We start from the raw sequence: 24,112 nt of genomic DNA on the forward strand, positions 1-24,112 counted from the left end.
CAGCCCGCGGCACCTACCTCGTCGAGCCTTTTACACCGCTCCGAGGACGCGACCCTGGTGATACGACCGGAAACGGTCTGCCCAAACCCGAGGCCCGGCAAGCACTTGTCGTCCAAGGCCACGAGAGACTGCACGTATGGCTGACGACTCAGTCGAGTCGAAGCTCAGACGTCCTTCACCTTCAGTAACCGTATGAGGCCATCATCGTCCGTGGTTCCACGGTGAAAGTTTCGTTTCCTGCCCTCCGACTCAGGGACCATCGAGTCCAAGAGGCATCCGAGTGTGACATGACCAGCGAGAGAGTCGCGTCCGGAACGGGTTCGGAAGTCGGTGAACCGCGAAACGTGGGCAGGCGCTTCGCGATGTCGGCACGGTGAGAGTGTATCGCTTCCCTCGTCTCGCCGAAAATCGGTGTGGGCTAAATAGCTCGCTCCGCTTACACTCTGAGCAAGAATCGTCAACGACTATCTCCCGGCGTACTGACCGGCCGACGTGACGCTGGAACGTTGGCGCGTCAGACACTGTAAGGCCTGTCCGCAACAGATGGAGGGTCGCATTATGTTCATCGATTCGAGTCACGAGCCATCGCTTATTTGGCGCAAAAGTAGGGAAAGTGAAAAAGAAAATGAGTGTGTCGAGGTTGCTTTTTCTTCTCGCCTTGTGTACATGAGGGACTCTCGCGATCCCGGCGGCCCCACGCTTTCCTTCACCCATTTGGAATGGGAAGTATTCTTATGCGCGGTTAAGAGCAACCTGCTTGGAACGCAACCTATACCGGAGTGATGTGAAGTCTCACCCTATCCAGCTACTTTATGCGAGAGTTCTTGTGAATGGCGAGGACTTCCCGCCTCTGTGCTCGCATGGTTCGCGTGAGCGTCTCGCAGTCTAGATGGCCTGCCGGTTCTCGTCTAGCTGCGCTTGGAAAACCATAAAGTGGAACTCACGTAGGCCACTACAGAAACACTGACTATGCCAGCGAATGCGTTTGCCAATTGCTCTGTACCTTCACCCTTCAGTGCTGATATGGCATAGGCGGCCGAGCCGAAGGTGAGGGCTGCTTTGTTTGCGAATGATCCGGCTTTCAGTGAAATCAAATTTCTTCGCTCGTCTTGGTCTTTCAGGCCGGATATGACTGCGGCAACATCAGACTTTTTCCGCCCTAGGGATCGGGTGAGAAGTATGGCAGCGGCGCAGGCGACGAAAAATAAAGAGCTCCATGCGAAGCCCCACTCTCGAGCGAGGACATAAAGAAGCGCAGCGCCGACCGTTAAGGTCGCCACCGCTCCCAGTATCAGCCCAAGTAGCCGCAGAAGGTCGCCTCTCGCTCTCTCGCTGCCACGATCGGTTGCGGAGTTGGTGTGGTCATCCGTCTTGAGGTTATTGGCTGTTGTCATAAAAGATCTCCTCGATGGTGTGGCCAAAATACCTTGCGATCTTGAAGGCCAGTGGTAGCGACGGCAGATAGCGTCCCGTCTCGATGGCGGCGATCGTCTGCCGGGACACATTCAGGTCTCCTCCGAGCTCAACTTGTGTCAAGCCCTTGGCCTGCCGTAGTTCCAGGAGGTTGTTGCGCACTCTACGAAAAATAACTCCGTCGTGAGGCAATGTAAAGCAAGCTTCACATCGTCATACCCTAAACCCTCGAATCAGCCAGACGTCGTCCCCGTGGGTCTGTGGTCATCCGGAACGATTGTCACTCACCAAAAACAGGACAAAAGACACAACATGTCTTTCTGGGGTTCAAAGTAAGGTGAATCGGTTAGCCTCGATCTTTCACGATCTTCGTGTGGTCGGCTGAGGCATTCGGTTGAGGGTTGATTTCGCTTCCTGGTCAGCGTGGTGGCCCGGCTGTCGCGCCGGGTGGGCGGGGTTCCACTGGCCCGTTGGATCCTTCCTGTTCGTCGTGGACACGGGTTTTCGCTGGTCAGGTCGGTGTGGGCAGGGCCTGCAGGCGAGCGACGGCCGTGATGATCTGTGTCACCCAGGGCCATCGGGCGGCCAGGCGCAGGCGAACGCGGCGTCCTGCGCGGACCAGCCGTCCAGCCACCGCCAGCAGGCGCAGTCGCAGGCGTTTGGGTTCCCAGCGCTGGGCCGGGCCTTGCAGAGCGAGCAGTTGCATCCAGGCCAGGAGTTCGCAGGCCAGCGCGACGATCTCGCACCAGATCTGGTTCTGGGTGAAGTCGTGCAGGGGCAGGTTGGCCAGGCCGGTGTCCTTGGCGCAGCGGATGCGGTCCTCGCAGCGGGCCCGGCGGCGGTGGCGTAGTTCCAAATCGGCGAGCTGGCCGTGCTTGGTGTTGGTGACAAAACAGGTGAAGCGGTGTCCGCCCGAATCGGTGAAGCGTAGGTGCGCGCCCGGGTGCGGGCGTTCTTTGCGGATGATGACGCGCATGCCCTTGGGCCAGGAGGCCAGATCGAGCAGGCCGGTGATCTCAGCGACCCACGCGCCGGGCCTGGCCGCCCGCGTCGTAGGCCGGTGTCCACGCGGTGGCCGGGAGCCGGAGAATCGCGGCGCCGATGTCGTCGGTGAGGGTGAAGCCGATCGAGTACTTCAGCCATCGGCCGGGTCTGCTCAGCCAGGACAGGAACGCATGGGTGCCGCCGCCGGCGTCGGCGCGGATCAGCACTTGGCGGCGCAGGTGTGGCGGCAGTTGGGCTTGGGCCAGGCCGACTGCGGTGATGTGGTCGGCGGCGGTGTTGGAGCCGGCGTTGCCGGGCCGCATCGTGATGGCCAGGGGTTCGCCGGAGCCGTTCGCGCCGTGGTCGGCGAAGACGGTCATGGGGTGGAAGCCGAAGGTCTTCTTCCAGGTGGGGGTCGCGTGTTGTTTGTCGGAGTGGGCGATGACGATGGTGGCGTCCAGATCGATCGGGATCGGTTGGCCATCGGCGCCGGGCGCGTGGTGTCCGGCCAGGTGCCAGGCGTGGGAGCGGGCGCCTGCGCGGGCGGCACGGATCGCTTTGAGGGCCCGGTCGGGGTCGGCGGCGAGCCGGTCGATGAGTCGGGAGACGGTCGGGTCGGAGGCGATGGGGCCGAACAGGTCGGGCTGGGAGCGCAGCAGCGCGATATCGGCCAGGCAGTCGCCGCCCAGGGCGAGGGTGAGGGCGAGATCGGCGATGGTCTTGCCGGGGTCGTGGATCGCACGAGGTGGCCGCCACCGCTGTAGGTGCTTCGAGAGGGCTTGGTCCAGGCCGGTGACGCGCAGGGTTTCCAGCAGGAGCAGGGCGCCTGATTGGGAGACGAGACCCGAGCCGTCGGCGGACACGGTGATCTTGCGGTGGGAAGCGGTAGTCTTCACGTGAAAAGTGCCTCGTGAACTGGTGGGGACGGGACCTTCGATAAGTCCGATCCTTCCAGGTCACAGGCACTTTTCTCATGTAAACGATCAAGCTCGGCGAAATTCACCGTGAAAGCCCGAGGCTAGAACGTCCCTTCGCGCCGGCGCGGCTACGCCAGGGCCGGGGCGGCGTGCGGTGTCGACCCGCGCAGGCGTGCGGCGTCCTCGCTGGGCGGCGCGCCGAACTGGCGGCGGTACTCGCGGCTGAACTGCGACGGGCTGTCGTAGCCGACGCGGTGACCGACCCCGGTGACGTCGTGGGGATGGGTGGCGAGCAGCAGCCGGGCCTCCTGCAGCCGGATCTGCTTTTGGAACTGGATGGGGCTCATCGCGGTGACCGCCTGGAAGTTGCGGTAGAAGGCGGACACGCTCATGCCGGACAGCTGCGCTACGTCCTCCACCCGGAAGGACTGCGTGTAGTGGTCGCGGATCCACCGGACCGCCCGCGCGATGTGGGTGAGGTTGCTGTCGGCGAGGCCGAGCTGGCGTACGACGGCGCCCTGCTCGCCGGTGACGAGCCGCCAGAGGATCTCCCGCTTGATCAGCGGCGCGAGCACCGCCACGTCGCCTGGCCGGTCGAGCAGGCGCAGCAGCCGGACCACCGCGTCGACGAGCGCGTCGGGCGCGTCGCTGACGGCCATGCCGGACGGCGTGCCGCCACCGGGTGGGAGGTCCCCGGGGGCCGCCTGCAGCAACAGCTCGGCGACGGTGGCCGGGTGCAGGATCAGGCCGAAGCCCATCGCCGGCCGCTCGGGACTGGCCTCGGTGAAGTGGCCGGTGATCGGCATGTCGACCGAGGCGACGAGGTACTGCCCGGCCCGGTACTCGTACACGCGGTCGCCCAGCGCGATCCGTTTCGCGCCCTGCGCGATGAGTGCCAGCACCGTGCCCGACATCGACGGCGACGGCGGATCCGGCTCCTCGACCTTCGAGACCAGGACGCCGTCGATGTCGGTGGTCATGTCGGGCCGGGCATGGCGAGCGAGCAGGGAACGCAGCTCATCGAGGTCCATGACCCGATTGAACCACAAGCCTGATAATTCTTGCACCGATAGGATAAGGCAAGAGATCAGGAGCATTGTTCTAACGTTTCCGCTGGTAGTGATGGTTGCATGGGTTTATCGAAATCCCAGGAGCGCGAGAATGCTCCACGAATGAGGAGATGCTCCCATGGTCGTCGGCCACGGTTTCCACGCCACCATGACCGCGCAGCCCGGCAAGGGTGACGAGCTGGTCGCGTTCCTGCTCGACGCGCCGTCCCTGTCGAACGAGGACTGTGTCGTCTTCCTGGTCAGCCGCTCGGCCGGCGACCCGGACGTCGTCTCCGTCACCGAGGGCTGGACCAGCGAGGAGGCCCACGGCGGGTTCTTCGCGACCGAGGAGGCGCAGGCGCTGGTCGCGAAGCTCCAGCCACTGCTCGCCGGCGAGTCCCGGTACACCGACGAGGTGCCGGTCGGCGGCAAGGCCGCCTTCTGATACCCCGGCCACCCCTGAACAACCCCGGCCGACCCCGGTCGGCATCAACGAACCCCAGCCGACCCCGTTGAACCCCGGCGGCCCCAGGCAACCTCGCTGGATCTCAGCGAACCCCGACCAACCCCGGCGAGAGGAACCCACCATGGCGAAGGGCCCCAGCATGACACCGGCACGCCCCGGCCTCGACCCTGAGCTGCACGCCCTCCTCGCGGAGATGCCGCTCATGTCCGAGCTCAACCCCGAGGTGCTCGCCCAGCTGCGTCAGTACCCGTCGACGCCGATCGACACCCTTCTCGACGGCCGCGCCGTCGACCGCAGGGAGATCACCGTTCCCGCCCCGGACGGCACGCCGCTTCCGCTGTCGATCCTCAGCCCCGCCGGTACCGATCGCGTCACGGCGGCGCCGTGCGTCTACTGGATCCACGGTGGCGGGATGGTCATGGGAGACCGCTTCTCGCAGATCGACATCCCCCTGGACTGGCTCGACCTGCTCGGCGCCGTCGTGATCTCCGTGGACTACCGGCTGGCACCGGAGGCCGGCGGCACGACACTGGTCGAGGACTGCTACCACGGCCTGCTCTGGGTCGCCGAGCACGCCGACGATCTGGGCATCGATCCCGCCCGCATCGTCGTCGCGGGGGCCAGCGCCGGCGGTGGCCTCGCCGCCGGGATCACGCTGATGGCACGCGATCTCGGCGCCCCGGCGATCGCCGCCCAGGTGCTGATCTGCCCCATGCTCGACCACCGCAACATCACCACCTCGAGCCGGCAGTACTCCGGCGGGGAAGGCGTCTGGACCCGCGAGATGAACGAGTTCGGATGGCGGTCGGTCCTCGGTGACCTCGCCGACCGGGACGTGCCCGGCTACGTCTCCCCCGCGGTGGCCGGCGACCTCTCGGGTTTGCCGACCACCTACATCGACGCCGGTACGGCCGAGGTCTTCCGCGATGAGGACGTCGACTACGCCACCAGGATCTGGGCGGCGGGCGGCCAGGCGGAGCTTCACGTCTGGGCGGGAGGTTTCCACGGATTCGACGCGCTGTACCCGCAGGCACGCGTCTCGGCCACGGCCCGCCGGACGCGCGACGCCTGGCTCGCCCGGGTCCTGAACCCGGCGACCCGAACGCGCCACGAGCCCTGAACCCGGCGCCTTGAACACCACGGGCCCTGAACCCGACGGCCTGAACGCACCACAGGCCCTGAACCCAGCGGCCTGAAGGCACGAAAGCCGGCACCGCCGAACCGGTGCCATCTCACTAACGGACAGGAGAGTCCAATCATGCAGGTCGCCATCGTCACCGGTGCCAGCTCCGGCATCGGGCAGAGCGCCGCCGTCCAGATCGCCAGGCGCGGAACGGGAGTGATCCTGACCTATCACGGCAACGAGCCCGGAGCCCTGGACACGGTGGCCAGGATCGAGAAGGACGGCGGCACGGCCGTCGCGCTGCCACTGGCCGTCGGCCGCTCGGAGACGTTTCCGGCCTTTCGCGAGTCCGTCGCCGGGGCGCTGCGCGACACCTGGCGGCGGGACACGTTCGACTTCCTGGTCAACAACGCCGGCTTCGGCCATATGGCGATGTTCGAGGACACGACCGAGGAGACGTTCGACACGCTCATGCGGGTGCTGCTCAAAGGCCCGTACTTCCTGACCCAGACCTTGCTGCCGTTACTGGCCGACGGCGGCGCGATCGTCAACACCGCGAGCAGCGCGGCCACGTTCTCCGGCATGGAGCCCGGTTACTCCGCCTACGGCACCATGAAGGGCGGCCTGGTCGTGCTGAGCCGCTATCTGGCCAAGGAGTTCAGCGCGCGCGGTATCCGCGTCAACTCCGTCTCCCCCGGTTCCACCCGCACTCGCATCGGCGACAACGCGTTCGAACGCCACCCCGAGGTGATCCCCTCGATCGCGGCCAAGACCGCCCTCGGACGGCTCGGCGAACCCGACGACATCGGCATGGTGATCGCGACGCTGCTGACCGAGGAATGCCGCTGGATAACCGCCCAGGACATCGAGGTCTCCGGCGGCTACAACCTCTGACCGCCTCGCCCCGCGGCCGGCCGGGTTCGCTGGTGCTTTCCTCTTCCACTTGGCCTACGCCGCCGCCCTGGGCTGGTCCCCCGTCACACGCTTCCTGCTGCGCTGCAAACGCAAAAGCGACCCCAGAATCGACGAGGCCGAAGATGACGGCCGCGCCATCGCCATCGAAGAAGGCATCTCCGCGCTCGTGTTCGCCTACGCCGCTCGCCACGGCTACTTCGAGAACGTTCGCCATATCGACCACGAGTTCCTCAAGACCATCGCCACCATGACCTCCCAACTCGAGGTGAGCGTCCTGCGTACCGCAGACTGGGAGCAGGCGATCATGACCGGATACGCCGCCTGGCGGCAGCTTCGCGCGAACGCGGGAGGCACCCTCCATCTCGACCTGGACCAGCAGACACTAACCGTCGAGTAAATCGCCCACGACGACGCCAGACAGCTACCCGGGGTGTGCCCCGGCCCCCGTCTTAAAGGCGGAGGCCGGGGTCGAGGCGGACGGGGTGCGGTGGGCAGCTAGCGGTGGGTGATCCACCAGATGGCCAAGGTGATGGGAGCCGAGGCGGCGGCCGCGGCGGCGCTGCGTACCGTGGCGGCCAGGGCGGCGCGGGCCAGGCGGCGCAGGAACGGGCGATCGACCATGAGCGGTTCTCCTTACCGTGGGCCCCGATGCTCTGCTCGCCCGGGGCGGTGGCCTCATCAGGCCGCTCCGGATGGTTTTCCGGATCCGCTCGCACCGGCGCGGCGAGGCGGGCAGGGTGGGAGATCTCGGGGAATGGGGTGATAGGCGGCTTTTCCGGATGGTTTCGATCCGGATCTGGATGGGCGAGAGGTAGCAGAGTGAGCGGTTCCGGCGATGCGACGGACGCGGCAGAGGCGGCGGGTTCGGTGGATGCGACCGGCCGGTACGCCGCCGCGCTGCGGGCGTTGCATCAGGCTGCCGGCGCGCCGACCTGGGCGATGATTCAGCGGCAGGCGACCGTCCAGCGTCCGCCGTTGAAGGTGTCGGCCGCGTCGTGGAGTGATTGGCGCAACGGCCGCAACGTCCCGTCCAACCAGAAGGTCGCCGAGTGGCTGATCGCCTTCCTGCGCGGCCGCGCCCGGCAGAAGTCCCCCGGGTACGTCGCGCCGCCTGCCGCGTGGTGGGAGGAACTGCGCCGGCGGGCGCTGGCCGAGCGCCGCCAGGGGAGGGGGCGTGGTGGACGTCCCCCCACCGCTCACCCGGCGGCTCCCACCCCGCCGGGGGCGGGAGGCGAGATGGTGCGGTGCTGGGTGGGGGTGGTGCCATCCATGGACGCTGTCGTGCCCTGACCGCTCCTGCCGCCAAGGAGACGCGCCAGGAGGTTTACACTCCGCCGCGTTCGCGTGCGGTATGTGTCCAGGGCTGCCCTGCGAGGGGAATGTCGCTGTGCTCGGCCCACGACTTGATCGCAGGCCGGTCTCCCGTCCGCCGGTCGCGATTGATGGTTCCATCCCGTTGGACCTGTGGAATCTCGACCACCCCGGACAGAGGATGGTGATCCCGCGGCGTGGGGGTCCGGTCGATCACCGTCGGGGTTCACCGCGTGAGGACGGAACGGTGCCGAGCCAGGGCGACGCGGCTCGCGGTCCGGTCACCGGCTGTGGAATGTCTCAACCGGCGCGAATTGCTTGCTCAGCTCATTTGGCTTGATCGGTCGGCCGCTCGGTGCCGGTGCCCGTCCCCGGTTCCGGCCCGGGGTTCGCCCTCGGTTCCGGCCTGGGTTTGTCCGGTACGACGACGAGACTGACGATGCGGCGGGTGCGGCCGTCACCCTCGGCGTGGCTGACCCGTGCGAGGACCGCGCGCTCGATCTCCTCGACCATCACGGCGAACTCGTCGTCGGTCAGGCACACCGCCGCCTGCCGGTAGACCACGCCGTCCGAGACGGGGGCGGCGTTCTCATGGGCGAGGTAGCGGCCGAAATCCGCCATCAACGACGCCGCGAAGGTGGTGAACGCCCGCTGGTGGTCCTCCCGCGTCATCGCCGCCCGTGCCGCGGGGTCGACCACCGCTTGCTTGGGGCGTATCCGGTAGCTGCGCTCCACCGTGCCGCGCACCCGTCTCTCGTCCACCACCTCCAGCACGCCCGCGTCGGTCAGCACGGCGATCTGCCGGTACATCGTCGCCGGCGCGATGTCGGGGAGGCGGTCGCGCAGCTGCGCGGTGGTCATCGGGTCGGTGTCGAACAGCGTTTGCAGGATGCGCATCCGGACGGGGTGCAGGAGAAGGTCCGCGGTTGACATGGACCTATGTTCTCATATGAGATAATGTTCTCAAAGTTGATAACAATGAGAGGCGGGACATGCGCGACGTCGACATGACGGTTACCGCGGACGACGAACTGTCCCTGGCCGGCACGCTGACCCTGCCCGCGGGCCCCGGCCCGCACCCGGCCGTCCTGCTGCTGCACGGATCCGGGCGCCTGGACCGCGACGCCAACACCGGCCGGCTCCGCATGGAGCTCGGACCGCCGCTGGCCACCGCGCTCGCCAAGGACGGGATCGCCACACTGCGCTACGACCGGCGCGGCGTCGGCGCCACCTCCGGCGACTGGCGCGCGACCGGATTCACCGACAACCGGCGCGACGCCGCCGCCGCACTACGCGCCCTGGCCGGGCGGCCCGGCATCCGGGCGGACGCCATCGGCCTGGTCGGGCACAGCGAGGGCGCCGTCCACGCCATGTCTCTCGGCACGCACCCGGGGGTCGGCGCGGTGGTGCTGCTGGCCGGGTTCGCCCGCCCGGGTGAGGACGCCCTGCGCCGGCAGGCCGAGAGGATCGCCCGCGGCCTCCCCGCGCCGCTGCGGCCGCTGCTGCCGGTCCTGCGGGCCCTGGCCGCCCGCCACCTGGCTCGGATCAGGGCGAGCAGCGCGGACGTGGCCCGCTTCGCCGGGATGCCGATGAACGCCCGGTGGATGCGGGAGATGCTCGACCACGACCCGCGCCCGGACCTGGCGAACATCCGGGTCCCCGTCCTGGCGATCACCGGCGGCAAGGACATCCAGGTCGACCCGGCGGACCTGGACGAGATCCGCAGGCTGGTGCCTGGTGAGGTCGAGGTCCAGCGGATCCCCGACCTCACCCACCTGCTGCGCCGTGACCTCGGCCGTCCGTCGGTGCGCTCCTATCCCCGGCTGCTGCGTCAGCCGGTCGACGCCGGCCTGCTCGTGCGGGTGACCGGCTGGCTCGCCCGCCGGCTCCGGGAAACGTCCGGGAAGAGCGACGAGGACCGGGAGAAACCATCCGCTTCCGGGCGCGAAGCCCCCGGTGAGACAGAAAATTCCCTGGTCAAGAGCCCTTAGCTCTGCTGTTTCAGGCCTTCCATGGCATTCCGGACCTTCTGGCCGATACGGCCGGTCAGGTGCCGGCTGGGCGTCGCGTCCGGTCGGCGCACCTGTTCTCGTCGCTCCCGGGCTCGCTGCCCGCCGCGTCGTTCCGCTTTGTTTCACGCCGTTCCGCGCTTTTCGCGCCGGCCGCGGAGAACGCTCGATCGCGGTTTCCCCTCCTCCCCGCGGCAGGAACCAGAGATTCCTCCCCGTGACACCCGTGAAAGGGAAAAGCATGACCACCGCACCCCCCGCCCGCCGGCAGAACGGCCTCGCTCTCTTCTGGATCGTCACGTTCGTGACGAGCTGGGCTTCCTGGCTCACCGCGATCATGCTCGGCGGGTCGGCGATGAGCTTCCCCACCGTCGTCCCCCACCTGCTCGCCGGCTTCGGCCCGATGATCGGCGCGATCGTGATGCGGGCGCGCCGTGCCCGGCGCCGTCAGCCCGCCCCCGCTCACACGGTGCGGCTCCGGCTGAGCACACGGCTGTTCTGGGTACCGCCCCTGCTGGTGGTGGCGTCGGCGACCGTGGTGGGAGCCGCGCTGCTCGCCTACCTCCTGGGGGGCCCCGAGGTGAGCCTGACGGCGGGGCAGCATCTGGTCGCGACCATCGGCGGACCCGTGCCGTTCCTCATCAGCATGCTGATCGCCGGCCCGTTGTCCGAGGAGCCCGGTTGGCGTGGCACGGCGTACCCGCGCCTGCGCGCGTCGTTGAGCCGCCTTCAGGCGGGCCTGCTGCTGGGTGTCGTCTGGGCGGTGTGGCATCTGCCGCTGTTCTTCGTCCCCGGGACCGTCCAGGCCGGATTCGGGCTGTTCGGCTGGAGCGGGCTGCTGTTCACGATCAGCGTCATCCCGATGGCGCTGCTGACCGGCTACGCCTACGAGCGTGCCGGGGTCGCGGCGTCGATCGCGGTTCACTTCGGCGTCAACGCGACGATGGCGCTGCTGAGCGTCAGCTCGCCCCTGACGATGGCGTCCGTCGTGGCGGTGCAGATCGTCGTCGCGATCGCGCTGCTCGCCTCGCGGCGTGGCCGCGACGACAACCCGCCGGTTGACGCGGACCCCCAGCCGCACCGGGCCGGCACCGACGCGCCGTACCAGACCGGCCGGACCCGCGGTTGATCGGTCCGGGTGCCCACGAGGGCACCGGCGGAGGTCCCGATGACGAGGTCGGCCTGTCCCAGATCGACGCCGAGCTCGGCCAAGCCGGTGAGCATGCCCAGCTCCCAGGCGATTCCGGTGATGCCCCCGCCGCCCAGGACCAGAGCCCTGCTCCCCATCGCCGCCCCTTCCAACGTGAGCATCGGACGCGTGTTTTCATTGTGCGTCGATTCGCAGCGGGGCGAGCGCCGGTGCCGGACCGGGCCGGGGCTCAGGCGACCTCGGGGGTGACACGCGTGCCGATGTACACGCACTCGGTGCCGTCGGCCAGGGGGAGAAGACCACCGGCATGCACACCCCGGGCAGCTCGTGGACGTTCCCATCGACCAGTACGGCGAGCGACACCCCGGCACACGGTGAGCGGCGCGAAGCTCGTTCAGATTCGTGGACGGCCGGGGTGAGCCGACGCGACCGCGATCGGCATGTCCCGCCGTCCCCGCCGGCTCCTCAGCCGCCGAAGGCGGGGTATCCCGAGAGTGCGGGGACGTCCCAGCCGCCGGCCCCGTCCCGGCCACCATCACCGAGCAAGCCGAAGCCATCCGCACCCAGTTGCACGGCCAGCCCTGACCATCAGAGACCTCAGGTCCCCGCGCCCTCGGCCCCTCACACGAGGGCCGGAGGCGCCGCTCCGGAGCTCCGGTCCCGCCGTCGGACGGGCCGTGATTGTTCAGCGGGGGCGTGTCACCGGGCCGGTCCCTCCCTCACGACCGGGCACACGCGATCCCGTTGAACCGGAAGACCGCCGGAGGGGGGTTGGCGCCCGTGTGGGTGCCCTGGAAGCCGATGAGCAGCGACTGCCCGGGAGCGAGGTCCCTGTTCCAGGGCTGGGCCACGGCCGTCACCGCGCTCGCGGTCTGCGACCAGGTGGCCGACCAGCCCGAGGTCACCCGCTGGCCGGGGTCGGCGAAGGCGAACGCGAGCTGCCAGTCGGTGAAGGTCGCGGAGCCGGTGTTGGTGATCCTGATGCTCGTGCTCATCCCGGCACTCCACGGCCAGGAGGTGTACGTCACCTCGCAACTGCCGGGCACCGGGGGGAGGTCGTTGTGGATCGTGACGGCCACCGTCCCGGACGGGGGACTCACCTCGCCCTTGGTGTCGACGGCCACGACGTACAGGTGATGGACCTCCGACGCGACGTGGCGCGGGGGGAACGAAAGGTAGAACATCCCCTCGGTGACCGCGGGCTGGAAGGTGGCCACCCGGACGGCCGTGCCGTTCCTGTTCTCGTACACGTAGTAGCAGGCGATGCCGTGCGGATCGGTGGAGGCGGCCCAGCTCAGGTGCACCCGGTTGAGCGTGACGTTCACGACCGTCGGCGTTCCCGGCGCGGTCGGCGGGGTGCTGGAGGGCGCCGGGGTCTGCGGTGCCGTACGGCACGGGAAGGCGGGAGAGGCGGAGGGCGCCGGTGACGGCGCCGGTGACGGTGTGGCCGTGGCGGTTCCGGCCCCCAGGAAGAGGAGCGCGACGGCCGTCACCCCTCCGCCGGCCCAACCGGCCAGCCATGTCGTTACTCGCATCGATGTGCCCCCCCTGCGACGATGACCCTTCATGGAAGGTCACACCCCGGACGCGATCGGTCAACGCCGCGCCGCCACCACGGCCGGACGACCCTGGTGAACGGTGCCGACCGATGAAACTTTCATCGACGGCGGAGGCGGGGGAAGACCGCGGGCGCGGAAAGGACGCGCGGCCGCGGCGGGCCGATGGGGCGGACGCGCACCGTTGACGTACCGGACCGGTCGTTGTCCCATCTTCGCCCGAGTAAGGGCACGCTCCTGTACCGATGTCCGGAAAAACCTGTTTCACCGTTGCGCCCAGCTTTACGATCTTTTCTCTGATGGGCAACCGTGGAAAGCCAGGGGAGTAAACGGCATGCGGGATCGACGGCTCCTCGCATTGATCGTCGCGGCGGTCATGATCGTCATCTTCGGCGTGTACGCGGTGGTGGCCGCTCCGGGCGCGGTCGTGGCCTCCCCGTCGGCCCGTCCCACGCCCGCCGGCGCGGCCGAGGAGCCCGGGGAGACCGGGGAGCCGGGGGCGGCCGAGGGGGCGTCGTCCTCCCTGTCCCCTTCCTCGCCGGCCCTCCTCACCGTGGCCCCGGCCACGCCGACCCCCCAGGACGGTCCCGAGTGGGTCGCGAGGAGCTACCTCACCGCCTGGCAGGCCGGCGACCACGCCGCCATGACCGCCCTGGTCGCCGACCCCCCGGCGGACTTCGCCGACCGGCACCGCCGCTTCGACACCGACCTGCGGATCTCCTCCCTCTTCCTCACCGCCGGTGAGCTGAGCGAGCCGGACGCGGAGACGGCCGAGCTGTCCTTCAACGGGGTACGGGAGATCACCGGCCTGGGCCGGTGGCCCTTCGCCTCCGTCCTGCGCCTGACGCTGCGCGCGGGCACGTGGAAGGTGCTCTGGGCCCCGGAGACGATGCACCCCTCGCTCAAGGACGGCGGGAGCCTGCGGCTGAGGCACAGGGAGATCCGGACCCCTGAGACGCTCACCCGCGAGGGACGCCCGTTCCCCCGGGAGAGCAGGGCGGGTGACTACTTCACCGGCCTGGGCGAGACGGCCGTCGAGCTGAAACTGCAGGAGGAACCCTCAGGAAAGGTGCTGAAGGCGTCCCCGCGCCGGGAGGAGTCCGGAACGAGGACCACCATCTCGCTGCCCGTGCAGGCAGCCGCGGCCCGCGCCCTGGACGGGGTCGCGCAGCCCGCCGCGATCGTGGCCGTGGACGTCCAGAGCGGTCAGGTGCGCGCGGTGGCGGACGCGCTGGGCGGCAAGAGGGCCTTCAACGGCCTCTACCCGCCGGGATCGACGTTCAAGGTGGTGACGGCCGCCGCGCTGCTCCGCTCCGGCATGACCCCGGAGTCACCGGTCCCCTGCCCGGCCTCCTACACCATCCCGAACGGCAGGACCTTCACCGACTCCGACAACGTCGACCACGGCGCCGTCCCCCTCACCAGGGCCTTCGCGCTCTCCTGCAACACCACCTTCGCCCAGCAGGCCCACGACCGGCTGCGCGACGACCGGCTGCGCATGGAGGCCGCCGACCGGTTCGGCTTCCGGGAGAAGCCGGGACTCAGCTCCTGCCGGATCCGGCCGTACGGAAACCTCGACGAGCTGGGCTCGGACGCCATCGGCCAGAACTCCGTACAGGCCAGCCCGCTGTGCATGGCCGAGGTCGCCGCGGCGGTGGCGAGCGGTTCCTGGAGGCCCGCCGTCCTGGCCGAGCGGGCCGGTCCTGACGAGCCGCGGCCGGTGCCGCTGGACGAGGGTGTGACCGACGGCCTGCGGACGATGATGAACGCCGTGGTCACCCAGGGCACGGCCGCGCAGGCAGGCCTGCCCGCGGGTACGGCGGGCAAGACCGGCACCGCCGAGGTGCAGGACGCCGCGGACCACGCCTGGTTCATCGGGTACCGGGACTCCCTGGCCTTCGCGGTGTTCGTGCAGCACGGCGGCGCCGGGGGACAGGTCGCGGCGCCGATCGCCGCGAGGTTCCTGAACGCCCTGTAGTTCCCGGCCCGGGTAGCGGGCTACCGTACTCAGGGTGTACGTGAAGATCTGCGGGCTCCGCGAGCCCGGACATGTGACGGCCGCCGTCGAGGCGGGCGCCGACGCCATCGGATTCGTCCTCACCAGGAGCTCGCGGCGGGTCACCCCGGCGCGGGCGCGCGAGCTCGCCGAGGCGGTCCCGGAGCACGTGCTGACCGTGGCGGTGTTCGCCGGGGAGCCGTCCGAGGAGGTCCGCGCCGCCGCCCTGGAGGCGGGGGTACGCGGGATCCAGCTTCACGGCGACCACCCGCACGAGGACTTCACCGCGCTCAAGGACCTCGGCCTGACCCTGGTCCGCGCCGGAGCGGCGAGTACCGACCTGCGCTGCGGCGCCTTCGACGAGGACCTGCTCATCGTCGACGCGCCCAGGCCCGGTTCGGGCGAGCCGTGGGACTGGGCGGCGGTACGCGGGCGCCCGGCCGGCCACTGGATGCTGGCGGGAGGGCTGGACCCGTCGAACGTGGCCGGGGCGATCGCCGCGGCCCGCCCGTGGGGGGTGGACGTGTCGAGCGGGGTGGAGGTCGCGCCCGGCGTCAAGGACGCCGGGCTCATCGCGGACTTCGTCGCCGCAGCCCGCGGCGCCGGGGGGAGGTGACCGGCCGCCCGCCCGTCGGCGCGGTCCGCGGACGCCCGGCCGGCGTCATGCCCCCGTGGGGGGTGTGGTCGGTGGCCGTACGCGGGTCACCCGAGGTCACCGTCCGGCGCGCCTGAACCGCTGGAAGAGGGAACGCCGCCGGGGAGGGGGCTCGGGGGCGGGGACGGGCTTCTCCGCGACGGGATGGCGCGCCCGCCAGTCGGCGACGATCTCCTCCGTGTCGAGGAGGGGCTGGACGAGTGGCGGGCCCGACAGGGTCCTGCCGTGGCTCTCGCGAATCCGATCGTTGATCTCCCCGACGATCCGGCGGGCCTCGGCCTCCGTCCGCGCGCCGGCGGCCGCCGCCCGCGCGTCCTCGGCGTCCTTGCGCAGCGCGAGCGTGCCCGGGAGCGGGAACGACAGGTTCTCCGCCCGCATCTTCTGCTTGACCCACCACATCTCGTCGGGCTGTCTGCCCGCGTCGGGGAGCGGCTTGCCGGCGCCCGGCAGGTCGTCGAACTCCCCGCGCTCGGTGGCCTCGCGGATCTGCCGGTCGATCCACGTCTCGAAGCTGACCCCGAGTGGTTTGCGATCCGTCACGGTCGGGCCTCCTGTCGCGGTCGGTGACACCTTCGAGGGTAGTCGGCGATGCCCGGAGCGGGCGGGCCTCCCGGTGGCCGGGCGGGACCTCCCGGCCGCCGGGCGGGCCTCACGGTGGCCGGGATGCGGGACGTCCGCGTCCGTCGCGGAACCGGCCGGTGCGGGCCCAACGGCTCCAGGCTTGTCAAAATGGTCAACCATGTTTACTATATAGACAACCACATTGACTGTTTTTGCCGTATGCGATCGCCGAGCCGGCTCCGGCGCCCGGCCGGTCGCAGAGAGAAGGTCCCCATGCCCTCCGACGTCTTCGTCGCCCACACCGCCGAGAGCGCGCCGCCCGACATCCGTCCCACCGTCGAGGCGGTGACGCGGAAGTTCGGCTACCTGCCCGCGCCGGTGGCTCTGATGGCGGAATCCCCGCAACTGCTCAAGGGGTTCCTGGCGGCTTCGGCGTCGTTCGAGCAGGCCGACCTCGGCCCGCTCGAACGCGAGGTCGTCATCCTGACGGTGGCCACCCGGAACCGCTGCCATGTCTGCGTGGCGATGCACACCGCCACGCTGGCCGGGCTGGGGGCTCCCCCCGAGCTCGTCGAGGCGCTGCGGGCCCGGACGCCCCTGGCCGACACGCGGCTGGAGGCGGTGCGCCTGTTCACCCTCGCGGTCATGGACGGCCGGGGCGCGGTGGACGAGAAGGAGACGCGGGCCTTCCTCGACGCCGGCCACACCGCGCGGAACGCGCTCGAGGTCGTTCTCGGGGTAGGCGCCTACACCATCTCCACGTTCGCCAACCGGCTCCTCGACGCGCCCCTCGACCCCCCGATGAACGCCTTCGCCTGGGACGGCGGGGACGGCGGAGACGCCTGAGTGTTCCCCGGGACGTCGTGGCCTGGCCTCCCCGGCCGGCCGTTCCAGGCCGCGTCTCTCACTCCGCGCCTCTCACGTCAGGCCTCTCATGTCAGGCGGCTCAGGCCGTCTGTGATCGCCTGACGGAGCATGTCGCCGTACGGGCCCTCGGGAAGGTCGTGGATCCGGTCGGAGGCCAGCCGGAAGTGACGGCGGGCCTCGTCGGGATCGCCCAGCAGCTCGTGGGAGGCGCCGATGTTGACGTGGAGCGAGGGGTAGAAGGGAAGCACCCGCTCGTCCGCCACCGCGTCGGCGTGCTTGAGCGAGATCTCGTTCCAGCGCAGGGTCTCCTCGGCCGACTCCTGGTGGCGCGCGACGTAGTGAGCCGCCACGCAGGCGTCGAAGTCGTCGGCCCGCTCCAGCCACGCCTGCTCGAACAACCGCAGCGCGTCCTCGGGACGGCCGTCGGCCTCGGCCTCCATGCCCTGGGCGCAGAGCTTGACCACCGGGTTGTCAGGGTCCACGATCCCCACCTTCCTGTCGTACGGGATCGGCAGACTACGGGCCGGGACCGACAGAACCGGGGCCGGCGGAGCCGAGGCGGCCGGTTCGTCCGCCGGGTGCCCGAGCGGACGTCCAAGAGTTCCCAAACTCCCCGCCAGGACACCGTCATCCGGCGGGGGGAACGCCTCCCTCCGCGCCCGCTCCCGCACAATGACCACGATCCCGCGTTCCACGCCGCCCGGCGCGGGGACGGGGACGGGTCCGCGGGGAGGGTGACGCGACGGAACGCCGTCCTGGCTCCTGGCCCTGTCCCGTCGTCCCGTCCCGCCGCCCGGCCGGACGGGCTCACGCGGGGACGGTTCCACGACGGGTTTCAAGGACGTGACGCATGCACATCGATCTCACCGGCAAGACGGCGCTGGTCACCGGGTCGACCCAGGGGATCGGGGCGGCCATCGCCACCGGCCTGGCCCGGTCGGGCGCGACGGTGGCCGTGAACGGCCGCACCCCGCAGACGGTGGAGGCGGCCGTCGGCGCGCTGCGCCTGAAGGTCCCCGGGGCGCGGGTCGTCCCCGTCGCCGCCGATCTCGCCACCGAGGCCGGCGCGGACCGGGCGGTCGAGCTGCTGCCGGACGTCGACATCCTCATCAACAACCTGGGCGTCTTCGGGGTGCAGGACGCCCTGGAGATCAGCGACGACGAGTGGCGGCGCTTCTTCGAGGTGAACGTCCTGGCGGCGATCCGCCTCACGCGCGCCTACCTGCCGGGGATGACGGCGCGCTCCTGGGGACGCGTCCAGTACATCGCCAGCGACTCCGCGGTCGTCACCCCCGTGGAGATGATCCACTACGGGATGTCCAAGACCGCGCTCCTGGCGGTCTCGCGTGGCTTCGCCAAGAAGGCCGCGGGCAGCGGGGTCACGGTCAACTCCGTCATCGCCGGTCCCACGCACACCGAAGGGGTGGAGGACTTCGTCTACGAACTCGTCGACCGGGACCTGCCCTGGGAGAAGGCCCAGCGCGCCTTCATCCGGGAACACCGCCCCCAGTCGCTGCTGCAACGGCTGATCGAACCGGAGGAGATCGCCGACATGGTCGTCTACCTCAGCTCCCCGCAGGCCTCCGCCACCACCGGCGGCGCGCTCCGGGTCGACGGGGGCTACGTCGACGCCATCCTGCCCTGAGGGGCGCCCTCCCGGCGGGCACGGGAACGGGCGTGGGCGGGCACAGGTGTGGCACGAGCGCGGGCGAGCACGGGAACGGGTGCGGGCACGGACACGGGGGCCGGGCGGGACGGCGGCTCCGGCGAGGTCAAGCGTTCGTCGGCGAACGCGGGGATAATCCGGCAGGGCAGGCGGGTAGGGACGCTCCGTGAACGATCAAGAGCTCATCCCGGGACCGGACACGCCCGGCGTGCCGGCGTACTGAGTACGGCGCGTCGTGCCCCCGTGGCCCCGGTCGCCCTCGTTCTTCCGGCGGGCCGCCGACCGGCTGACCGACGCCGCCCCCGGCTGGCTGGTGGAGACGGTCCGTCCCGCTCCCGCGGCCCTCGAATGGTGGCCGATGCTGCGCATGGCGGTGGCGGTGACCACCCCGCTGGCGGCCGGGTTCGCCACCGGGCACATCGTGGCGGGCCTGCTTCCCGCCATGGGCGCGATGAACGCCGGCATGGCCGACCGCGGCGGGCCGTACCGGATGAGGATCATCCGGATGGCGGCGGCGGGCGCCGCGGGCGCCGTGGGGTACCTCGTCGGGGCCGCGGTCCGCGACCACGGCTGGTGGGTGGTGCTCGCCGTGGTGATCGTCTCGGTGGTGTCGGCGCTGATCAGCACGGGTGGCGCCACCGGCTCGGCCGCCGGGCTGCAACTGCTGGTGATGACCGTGCTGTCCATCGGCATAGAGCTGCCGGGATCGCCGCTCCTGAACGCGCTGGCGTTCCTGCTGGGCGTGGGATGGGTGATCGTCCTGGGGGTCGCCGAGTGGCCGTTGCATCCCCGGGCGCCCGAGGAGACCGCGGTGGTCGCGGTCTACCGCGCCCTCGGCGCGCTTCTCACCGCCGGCACCGCCGGCACCGCCGGCATTGACGGCACCGCCGGCATCGGCACCGGCGGCGCCGGCGCGCTGACCGCGTTCGACGCCGCTCTCAAGAGCGGTTACGACACCGTCCTCGCGGCCCGCTCCCCGGCGGCGGGACTGGACGCGGAGCGCACCCGGCTGGTCGCGCTGCTGAACCAGGCCTCGCTGATCCGCAACGCGCTGCTCTCCCTCTCCCACGAGGGGCGTGAGCCGCCCGGTGAGTTCGCCGTCGCCGTCCGTGAGATCACCGCCTCGCTCAGCGGCGGTCCCGCCCCGCGGGCGCTGCGCCACGCGTGCGACTCGCCCTCGATGCGCGCCCTGTGCTCCGCGGTGGAGGGCGCCGTGGAACTGGTCACCGGCGCCGACGTGGCCGACGAGCAACTGCCGTACGAGAGGGTCGGACGTCGTGCCCGGCTCCGGGCCACCCTGGAGAGCATGTGGTACGGCCACCTCGTCCGCGTCTACACGGTCAGGCTGGGGCTCTGCATGGGCGTCGCCGCGGCGATCAGCCGGTTCGGCTGGTTCGAGCGGTCCTACTGGATGATGCTGACCGTCGCGCTGGTGCTCAAGCCCGACTTCGGATCGGTGTTCGCCCGCGCCGTGCAGCGCGCGCTCGGGACCCTGGCGGGCACGCTGATCGGCACCCTGATGCTCCTGGTGGTGCCCTACGGCGCGCTGCTCCTGGTGCCCGTCGCGGTGTGCGCGGCGCTCCTGCCGTACGGCGTGCAGCGCAACTGGGGTCTGCTCTCGGCCTTCCAGGCGCCGCTGGTGCTGCTCCTGGTGGACCTGCTGACCCGGGGGGGACCCGGGCTGGGCGTCGTCCGCCTGGTCGACACGCTGGCCGGATGCCTGATCGTCCTGCTGCTGGGGTACCTGCCGTGGCCGACGAGCTGGGAGGCGCCGGTCGGGCCGCGGTTCGCCGACGCCGTCTCGGCCACCGCGGGCTACCTCCGGTACGCGTTCGACCCCGGGCACACCGGAAGGGCGCTGCTCCGCCGCGGGGTGTACGACGCCCTGGCCGACCTGCGGACGGTCTTCCAGCGGGCGATGACCGAACCGGCCGTGGTCAGCCGGCGCGTCACCACGTGGATGCCCGCGATGACCGCGCTGGAACAGGTGGCGGACGCGACCGTCGCGACGGTCGCGCGGACCGAGCGCGGCGCCTCGCCGCCGCCGGACACCGCCGTCCAGAACCTGGCCCGCTGCCTGGACGATCTCGCCAGGGACGTCCGCGCCGGACGGGAGCCCCGCGATCCGGTGTTCTGCGAGGAGAAGAGCCTGGAGCGGGTCGACTCCGCCGTGCGCGCCCTGCGCGACACGGTCTCGGCCGGAAGGCCGGGCTGACCCGCCCGACCGGCCGGTACGGCGTGATCGTCCCGGAGGGCCCGCGCCGCTCCCCGGCCCTCGGACCGGGGAGCGCGCGTCAAAGGAACAGGCTGAGCAGCAGGACGAACACCAGGCCGGTCACCGAGATGATCGTCTCCATCACCGACCAGGTCTTGATGTTCTGCCCGACGGTGAGCCCGAAGTACTCCTTGACCAGCCAGAACCCCGCGTCGTTGACGTGCGAGAAGAACAGCGATCCCGCGCCGATGGCGAGCACGAGCAGCGAGGTCTCCCCGACGCTGAGGTTGGCGACCAGCGGGGCGAGGATGCCGGAGGCCGTGACGGTCGCGACGGTCGCCGATCCCGTGGCGAGCCGGATGAGAACGGCGACGAACCAGGCCAGCAGCAGCACCGACAGGCCGCTGTTCTGCACCCAGGTGGCGATGAGACCGCCGATGCCGGTGTCGATCAGGGTCTGCTTGAAGCCGCCGCCGGCGGCCACGATCAGCAGGATGCCCGCGATCGGGGGCAGCGACTGCTCCAGGGACTTCGCGACCGCCTTCCGGTCCATGCCCGCGCCGAGACCGAGGGTGAACATCGCGACGATGACGGCGATGAGCAGCGCGATCAGCGGCGTACCGAGGAAGTCGAGCACGCCGCGGACGGCGTCGCCCTCGGCCAGCAGGATGTCGGCGAGGGCCTTGCCCATCATGAGGACCACCGGCAGCAGCACCGTGGCGAGGGTGACGCCGAACGACGGCCTGCGGGTGTCCTCGGCCGCGGGACGGGTCTCGTAGAGCTCCGGGGGCGGCACGTCCACCCAGCGGGCCGCGTACTTGGCGAACAGCGGCCCGGCGATGGCGACGGTCGGGATGGCGACGAGCACGCCCAGCCCCAGCGTGATGCCGAGGTCGGCCTTGAGGGCGTCGATGGCGACCAGCGGCCCGGGGTGGGGCGGCACCAGCCCGTGCATCACGGACAGGCCCGCGAGCGCGGGGATGCCCACCCGGATCAGGGAGACGCCCGAACGGCGCGAGACCAGGAAGATGACCGGCATCAGCAGCACGAGGCCGATCTCGAAGAACATCGGCAACCCGATCAGGGCGCCCACCGCGGCCATCGCCCAGGGCAGCGAGCGAGTGCTGGAACGGCCGACGATCGTGTCCACGATCTCGTCGGCCCCGCCGGAGTCGGCGAGCAGCTTGCCGAACATCGCTCCCAGCGCGATGAGCGTGCCCACCCCGGCGGCGGTGCTGCCGAACCCGTCGGTGAAGGCGGCGATGGTGTCGGCCATCGACAGGCCGGCGACGGCCCCGACGGCCAGTGAGCCGAGCGTCAGGCTCAGGAAGGGGTGCAGCTTGAAGTACGTGATCAGCAGGACGATCAGCGCGATGCCGATGAGCGCCGCGGGGATGAGCCTGCCGGGGGAGGCGGCGGGGGGCGCGGCCAGCATGGCCAGGGCGGTGCCGCTCATCGCGGTCCCCCCGGCCGATCGGTGTCGCCGGGGCCATCCTGACCGGCGGGTGACGGGGCCGGGCGGGCCGCGGAGGCGGTTCCCTGGTCCTCCGGACTCCCGGAGCCCTCGAGGTTGCCGGGGGCCTTCGAGCTCCCCTGCGCCGTCGCGGCGGTCACGTCCGCGGCGTCGAGGTAGGCCTCCACGAGGTCGTCGACGGACATGGAGAAGTCGAGGACCATCCCGTGCTCGTCGGGCTCCAGGGGTTCCAGCGTCTTGAACTGCGAGTCGACCAGTGAGGTGGGCATGAAGTGGCCGGGCCGGCCGGCCACCCTGCGCCGTACGGCGTCGATGTCACCGTGCAGGTGGACGAAGCACACCGACGGGGCGGCCTCCCTGAGGATGTCGCGGTAGCTCCGCTTGAGGGCCGAGCAGCTGGCCACCCCGCCGGAGGCGGCGTGCTCGGCGAGCCAGACACCGATGGCCCGCAGCCACGGCATCCGGTCGTCGTCGTCCAGGGGGATGCCGGCCGACATCTTGGCCACGTTGGCCTCGCTGTGGAAGTCGTCGGCGTCGGCGAAGGGCAGCCGCAACCGCTGGCCGAGAGCCGCGCCCACGGTGGTCTTCCCCGAGCCGGTCACGCCCATGACGACGAGTAGCGCGGCACCGGGAGCCGGTGCGGCGGGATTCTGGTTGGGGTTCGTGGCTCCTCCGCTCCCTAGGAGGCACGAACTGCGGCCGGATCGTCGTGACGATCCGGCGGCGGGACGGCCGTGCCTTGAGGTTTGATGCCGTGTTTCATGTCGGCGTGTCCCACATGCCCGCATGTGGTGACCCGAAACTCAGCCGTCACACGGGCACGTTGCCGTCCCTTCCGCGCCCGGTCCGGCACTCCGCCCGGCCCGGTGCCCCGCCCGGCCCGGTGCCCCGCCCGGCCCGGTGCCCCGCCCGGCCCGGTGCTCCGCCGGGTCCGGTTGTCCCGCCTCTCCCGGTGCTCCGTCCGGCCCCGTCGCGTCCGTGCCGGAAGCGGGGGGCGGCTCGCCCGGAACGGCTCCGGGCCCCCTCGACCGGCCGGGCGTTCTTTCCCGAGTCCAAAGACGGTCTCTGGAATCCGCTGAGCAGGGGCGGGGCACAGCCTCCCCATGGCTGACACCGCGATCGTCGACGTCGACGGCACCCTGGTCGACACCAACTACCAGCACGCACTGGCCTGGTTCAGGGCGTTCGGCCGCCATGACGTGTGGCCGCCGCTGTGGCGCATCCATCGGCACGTCGGCATGGGCGGGGACCAGCTCGTGGCGGCCGTCGCCGGCGACGAGGTCGAGCGGCGGCACGGTGACGCGCTGCGGGACGCCTGGGCGGAGGAGTTCGACGTCTTCCTCGACGAGGTCAGGCCGCTGGAGGGCGCCTCCGATCTCCTGGACGAGCTGGGCGAACGCGGGTTCACCATCGTGCTGGCCTCGTCCGGCAAGCCCCAGCACGTCGATCACTTCCTTGACCTCATCGACGGCCGCTCACGCTGCGCGGCCTGGACCACCTCCGAGGACGTCCAGGCGACCAAGCCCGCCCCCGATCTGCTGAAGGTGGCGCTGGACAAGGTCGGCGGCACCTCCGGGGTCATGGTGGGCGACTCCTCCTGGGACTTCGTCTCCGCCCGCAAGGCGGGCATCCCCGGCATCGGCCTGCTGACCGGTGGCTTTCCGGTGGCGGACCTGCGTGAGGCCGGGGCGGACGACGTCTTCGACTCCCTGCCCGACCTGGTCGCCGGTCTCGACCGCACCCCGCTCCGCGCGCCCCGCTGAGACCGCCCCGTCGAGACCGCCC

At 70.5% G+C, this 24,112-nt stretch carries 24 protein-coding genes and 2 pseudogenes; 14 read left to right on the top strand and 12 right to left on the bottom strand.

Features of this window, described 5'->3' with window-relative positions:
* The first annotated feature begins 558 nt into the window (after positions 1–558).
* Positions 559–783, top strand: coding sequence for a DUF397 domain-containing protein (locus AB0G16_RS23110; protein WP_362808408.1), 225 nt, complete (start codon positions 559–561; stop codon positions 781–783).
* A gap of 125 nt (positions 784–908) precedes the next feature.
* Here the strand turns inward: AB0G16_RS23110 and AB0G16_RS23115 are convergent, their stop codons facing one another.
* From AB0G16_RS23115 to AB0G16_RS23130, 4 genes and pseudogenes are all read right to left on the bottom strand, one after another.
* Entirely contained in the window at positions 909–1,394 is a 486-nt protein-coding gene (locus AB0G16_RS23115) for a hypothetical protein (RefSeq protein WP_362808412.1), read from the bottom strand.
* On the bottom strand, positions 1,378–1,575 hold the full coding sequence (locus AB0G16_RS23120) for a helix-turn-helix transcriptional regulator (RefSeq protein WP_362808415.1): 198 nt from the start codon (positions 1,573–1,575) through the stop codon (positions 1,378–1,380). Before AB0G16_RS23120 ends, AB0G16_RS23115 begins: the two co-directional genes overlap by 17 nt.
* A 349-nt stretch (positions 1,576–1,924) precedes the next feature.
* Positions 1,925–3,293 (bottom strand): annotated as a pseudogene (locus AB0G16_RS23125) (IS1380 family transposase).
* A 149-nt stretch (positions 3,294–3,442) separates the two neighbouring features.
* A complete protein-coding gene (locus AB0G16_RS23130; protein WP_362808417.1) occupies positions 3,443–4,345 on the bottom strand; it encodes an AraC family transcriptional regulator in 903 nt (300 codons plus the stop codon).
* A gap of 157 nt (positions 4,346–4,502) precedes the next feature.
* Between AB0G16_RS23130 and AB0G16_RS23135 the strand changes: the two genes are divergently transcribed.
* From AB0G16_RS23135 to AB0G16_RS23150, 4 genes are all read left to right on the top strand, one after another.
* Positions 4,503–4,808, top strand: coding sequence for an antibiotic biosynthesis monooxygenase (locus AB0G16_RS23135; protein WP_362808420.1), 306 nt, complete (start codon positions 4,503–4,505; stop codon positions 4,806–4,808).
* Between the two features lie 142 nt (positions 4,809–4,950).
* The gene (locus tag AB0G16_RS23140; RefSeq protein ID WP_362808422.1) at positions 4,951–5,949 is read left to right on the top strand and encodes an alpha/beta hydrolase; all 999 of its coding nucleotides are present in this window, start codon (positions 4,951–4,953) and stop codon (positions 5,947–5,949) included.
* A gap of 138 nt (positions 5,950–6,087) precedes the next feature.
* Entirely contained in the window at positions 6,088–6,846 is a 759-nt protein-coding gene (locus tag AB0G16_RS23145) for an SDR family oxidoreductase (RefSeq protein ID WP_362808425.1), read from the top strand.
* A 49-nt stretch (positions 6,847–6,895) separates the two neighbouring features.
* Positions 6,896–7,264: a hypothetical protein gene (locus tag AB0G16_RS23150; RefSeq protein WP_362808428.1), complete on the top strand. Its 369-nt coding sequence runs from the start codon at positions 6,896–6,898 to the stop codon at positions 7,262–7,264.
* Positions 7,265–7,362: 98 nt separating this feature from the next.
* Here AB0G16_RS23150 and AB0G16_RS23155 read toward each other — a convergent pair whose 3' ends face one another.
* Entirely contained in the window at positions 7,363–7,488 is a 126-nt protein-coding gene (locus AB0G16_RS23155) for a hypothetical protein (protein WP_362808431.1), read from the bottom strand.
* A 246-nt stretch (positions 7,489–7,734) separates the two neighbouring features.
* Here AB0G16_RS23155 and AB0G16_RS23160 point away from each other — a divergent pair, with 246 nt between their 5' ends.
* Positions 7,735–8,157 carry a hypothetical protein gene (locus AB0G16_RS23160; protein ID WP_362808435.1) on the top strand — a complete coding sequence of 141 codons (423 nt, stop codon included), beginning with the start codon at positions 7,735–7,737 and terminating at the stop codon, positions 8,155–8,157.
* A 348-nt stretch (positions 8,158–8,505) separates the two neighbouring features.
* Here AB0G16_RS23160 and AB0G16_RS23165 read toward each other — a convergent pair whose 3' ends face one another.
* Positions 8,506–9,111: a helix-turn-helix domain-containing protein gene (locus AB0G16_RS23165; RefSeq protein ID WP_362808438.1), complete on the bottom strand. Its 606-nt coding sequence runs from the start codon at positions 9,109–9,111 to the stop codon at positions 8,506–8,508.
* A 59-nt stretch (positions 9,112–9,170) separates the two neighbouring features.
* Between AB0G16_RS23165 and AB0G16_RS23170 the strand changes: the two genes are divergently transcribed.
* Positions 9,171–10,169 (top strand): alpha/beta hydrolase, encoded by a 999-nt coding sequence (locus tag AB0G16_RS23170; RefSeq protein ID WP_362808441.1) that lies wholly within the window; start codon positions 9,171–9,173, stop codon positions 10,167–10,169.
* A 259-nt stretch (positions 10,170–10,428) separates the two neighbouring features.
* Positions 10,429–11,316 carry a type II CAAX endopeptidase family protein gene (locus tag AB0G16_RS23175; protein ID WP_362808444.1) on the top strand — a complete coding sequence of 296 codons (888 nt, stop codon included), beginning with the start codon at positions 10,429–10,431 and terminating at the stop codon, positions 11,314–11,316.
* A gap of 8 nt (positions 11,317–11,324) precedes the next feature.
* On the opposite strand, the pseudogene AB0G16_RS23180 reads toward AB0G16_RS23175, so the two are convergent.
* Together AB0G16_RS23180 and AB0G16_RS23185 are read right to left on the bottom strand one after the other, a co-directional pair.
* A pseudogene (locus AB0G16_RS23180) lies at positions 11,325–11,474 on the bottom strand (patatin-like phospholipase family protein); the annotation flags it as partial.
* A gap of 582 nt (positions 11,475–12,056) precedes the next feature.
* On the bottom strand, positions 12,057–12,872 hold the full coding sequence (locus AB0G16_RS23185; RefSeq protein WP_362808447.1) for a cellulose-binding domain-containing protein: 816 nt from the start codon (positions 12,870–12,872) through the stop codon (positions 12,057–12,059).
* A 355-nt stretch (positions 12,873–13,227) separates the two neighbouring features.
* Between AB0G16_RS23185 and AB0G16_RS23190 the strand changes: the two genes are divergently transcribed.
* A complete protein-coding gene (locus tag AB0G16_RS23190) occupies positions 13,228–14,871 on the top strand; it encodes a penicillin-binding transpeptidase domain-containing protein (RefSeq protein ID WP_362808450.1) in 1,644 nt (547 codons plus the stop codon).
* A gap of 34 nt (positions 14,872–14,905) precedes the next feature.
* The gene (locus tag AB0G16_RS23195; protein WP_362808453.1) at positions 14,906–15,505 is read left to right on the top strand and encodes a phosphoribosylanthranilate isomerase; all 600 of its coding nucleotides are present in this window, start codon (positions 14,906–14,908) and stop codon (positions 15,503–15,505) included.
* Positions 15,506–15,601: 96 nt separating this feature from the next.
* On the opposite strand, the gene AB0G16_RS23200 is transcribed toward AB0G16_RS23195, so the two are convergent.
* Complete coding sequence (locus AB0G16_RS23200; protein ID WP_362808456.1) at positions 15,602–16,084, bottom strand: DUF1992 domain-containing protein; 483 nt, start codon at positions 16,082–16,084, stop codon at positions 15,602–15,604.
* Between the two features lie 294 nt (positions 16,085–16,378).
* Here AB0G16_RS23200 and AB0G16_RS23205 point away from each other — a divergent pair, with 294 nt between their 5' ends.
* Complete coding sequence (locus AB0G16_RS23205) at positions 16,379–16,951, top strand: carboxymuconolactone decarboxylase family protein (RefSeq protein WP_362808459.1); 573 nt, start codon at positions 16,379–16,381, stop codon at positions 16,949–16,951.
* Positions 16,952–17,037: 86 nt separating this feature from the next.
* Here the strand turns inward: AB0G16_RS23205 and AB0G16_RS23210 are convergent, their stop codons facing one another.
* A complete protein-coding gene (locus tag AB0G16_RS23210; protein ID WP_362808462.1) occupies positions 17,038–17,454 on the bottom strand; it encodes a hypothetical protein in 417 nt (138 codons plus the stop codon).
* A 368-nt stretch (positions 17,455–17,822) separates the two neighbouring features.
* On the opposite strand from AB0G16_RS23210, the gene AB0G16_RS23215 reads away from it, so the two are divergent.
* Together AB0G16_RS23215 and AB0G16_RS23220 are read left to right on the top strand one after the other, a co-directional pair.
* A complete protein-coding gene (locus AB0G16_RS23215) occupies positions 17,823–18,617 on the top strand; it encodes an SDR family oxidoreductase (protein WP_362808465.1) in 795 nt (264 codons plus the stop codon).
* Positions 18,618–18,873: 256 nt separating this feature from the next.
* Positions 18,874–20,853, top strand: coding sequence for an FUSC family protein (locus AB0G16_RS23220; protein ID WP_362808467.1), 1,980 nt, complete (start codon positions 18,874–18,876; stop codon positions 20,851–20,853).
* Positions 20,854–20,932: 79 nt separating this feature from the next.
* Here the strand turns inward: AB0G16_RS23220 and AB0G16_RS23225 are convergent, their stop codons facing one another.
* A complete protein-coding gene (locus AB0G16_RS23225; RefSeq protein ID WP_362808470.1) occupies positions 20,933–22,309 on the bottom strand; it encodes a gluconate:H+ symporter in 1,377 nt (458 codons plus the stop codon).
* Positions 22,306–22,935 carry a gluconokinase gene (locus tag AB0G16_RS23230; protein WP_362808472.1) on the bottom strand — a complete coding sequence of 210 codons (630 nt, stop codon included), beginning with the start codon at positions 22,933–22,935 and terminating at the stop codon, positions 22,306–22,308. The genes AB0G16_RS23225 and AB0G16_RS23230 overlap by 4 nt, the downstream gene beginning before the upstream one ends.
* A 495-nt stretch (positions 22,936–23,430) precedes the next feature.
* Between AB0G16_RS23230 and AB0G16_RS23235 the strand changes: the two genes are divergently transcribed.
* Positions 23,431–24,090 (top strand): HAD family hydrolase, encoded by a 660-nt coding sequence (locus AB0G16_RS23235; RefSeq protein WP_362808475.1) that lies wholly within the window; start codon positions 23,431–23,433, stop codon positions 24,088–24,090.
* Positions 24,091–24,112 lie beyond the last annotated feature (22 nt).

The sequence above is a fragment of the Streptosporangium sp. NPDC023615 genome, from assembly GCF_040640155.1.
GTDB lineage: Bacteria > Actinomycetota > Actinomycetes > Streptosporangiales > Streptosporangiaceae > Streptosporangium.

Excerpts from the sequence above, each read along its gene's own strand:
- AB0G16_RS23155 (WP_362808431.1), bottom strand. The coding sequence starts at position 7,488 with ATGGTCGATCGCCCGTTCCTGCGCCGCCTGGCCCGCGCCGCCCTGGCC.
- AB0G16_RS23215 (WP_362808465.1), top strand. The coding sequence starts at position 17,823 with ATGCACATCGATCTCACCGGCAAGACGGCGCTGGTCACCGGGTCGACC.
- AB0G16_RS23130 (WP_362808417.1), bottom strand. The coding sequence starts at position 4,345 with ATGGACCTCGATGAGCTGCGTTCCCTGCTCGCTCGCCATGCCCGGCCC.
- AB0G16_RS23225 (WP_362808470.1), bottom strand. The coding sequence starts at position 22,309 with ATGAGCGGCACCGCCCTGGCCATGCTGGCCGCGCCCCCCGCCGCCTCC.
- AB0G16_RS23235 (WP_362808475.1), top strand. The coding sequence starts at position 23,431 with ATGGCTGACACCGCGATCGTCGACGTCGACGGCACCCTGGTCGACACC.
- AB0G16_RS23190 (WP_362808450.1), top strand. The coding sequence starts at position 13,228 with ATGCGGGATCGACGGCTCCTCGCATTGATCGTCGCGGCGGTCATGATC.
- AB0G16_RS23110 (WP_362808408.1), top strand. The coding sequence starts at position 559 with ATGTTCATCGATTCGAGTCACGAGCCATCGCTTATTTGGCGCAAAAGT.
- AB0G16_RS23140 (WP_362808422.1), top strand. The coding sequence starts at position 4,951 with ATGGCGAAGGGCCCCAGCATGACACCGGCACGCCCCGGCCTCGACCCT.
- AB0G16_RS23230 (WP_362808472.1), bottom strand. The coding sequence starts at position 22,935 with ATGGGCGTGACCGGCTCGGGGAAGACCACCGTGGGCGCGGCTCTCGGC.
- AB0G16_RS23165 (WP_362808438.1), bottom strand. The coding sequence starts at position 9,111 with ATGTCAACCGCGGACCTTCTCCTGCACCCCGTCCGGATGCGCATCCTG.
- AB0G16_RS23115 (WP_362808412.1), bottom strand. The coding sequence starts at position 1,394 with ATGACAACAGCCAATAACCTCAAGACGGATGACCACACCAACTCCGCA.
- AB0G16_RS23170 (WP_362808441.1), top strand. The coding sequence starts at position 9,171 with ATGCGCGACGTCGACATGACGGTTACCGCGGACGACGAACTGTCCCTG.
- AB0G16_RS23205 (WP_362808459.1), top strand. The coding sequence starts at position 16,379 with ATGCCCTCCGACGTCTTCGTCGCCCACACCGCCGAGAGCGCGCCGCCC.
- AB0G16_RS23175 (WP_362808444.1), top strand. The coding sequence starts at position 10,429 with ATGACCACCGCACCCCCCGCCCGCCGGCAGAACGGCCTCGCTCTCTTC.
- AB0G16_RS23185 (WP_362808447.1), bottom strand. The coding sequence starts at position 12,872 with ATGCGAGTAACGACATGGCTGGCCGGTTGGGCCGGCGGAGGGGTGACG.
- AB0G16_RS23145 (WP_362808425.1), top strand. The coding sequence starts at position 6,088 with ATGCAGGTCGCCATCGTCACCGGTGCCAGCTCCGGCATCGGGCAGAGC.
- AB0G16_RS23135 (WP_362808420.1), top strand. The coding sequence starts at position 4,503 with ATGGTCGTCGGCCACGGTTTCCACGCCACCATGACCGCGCAGCCCGGC.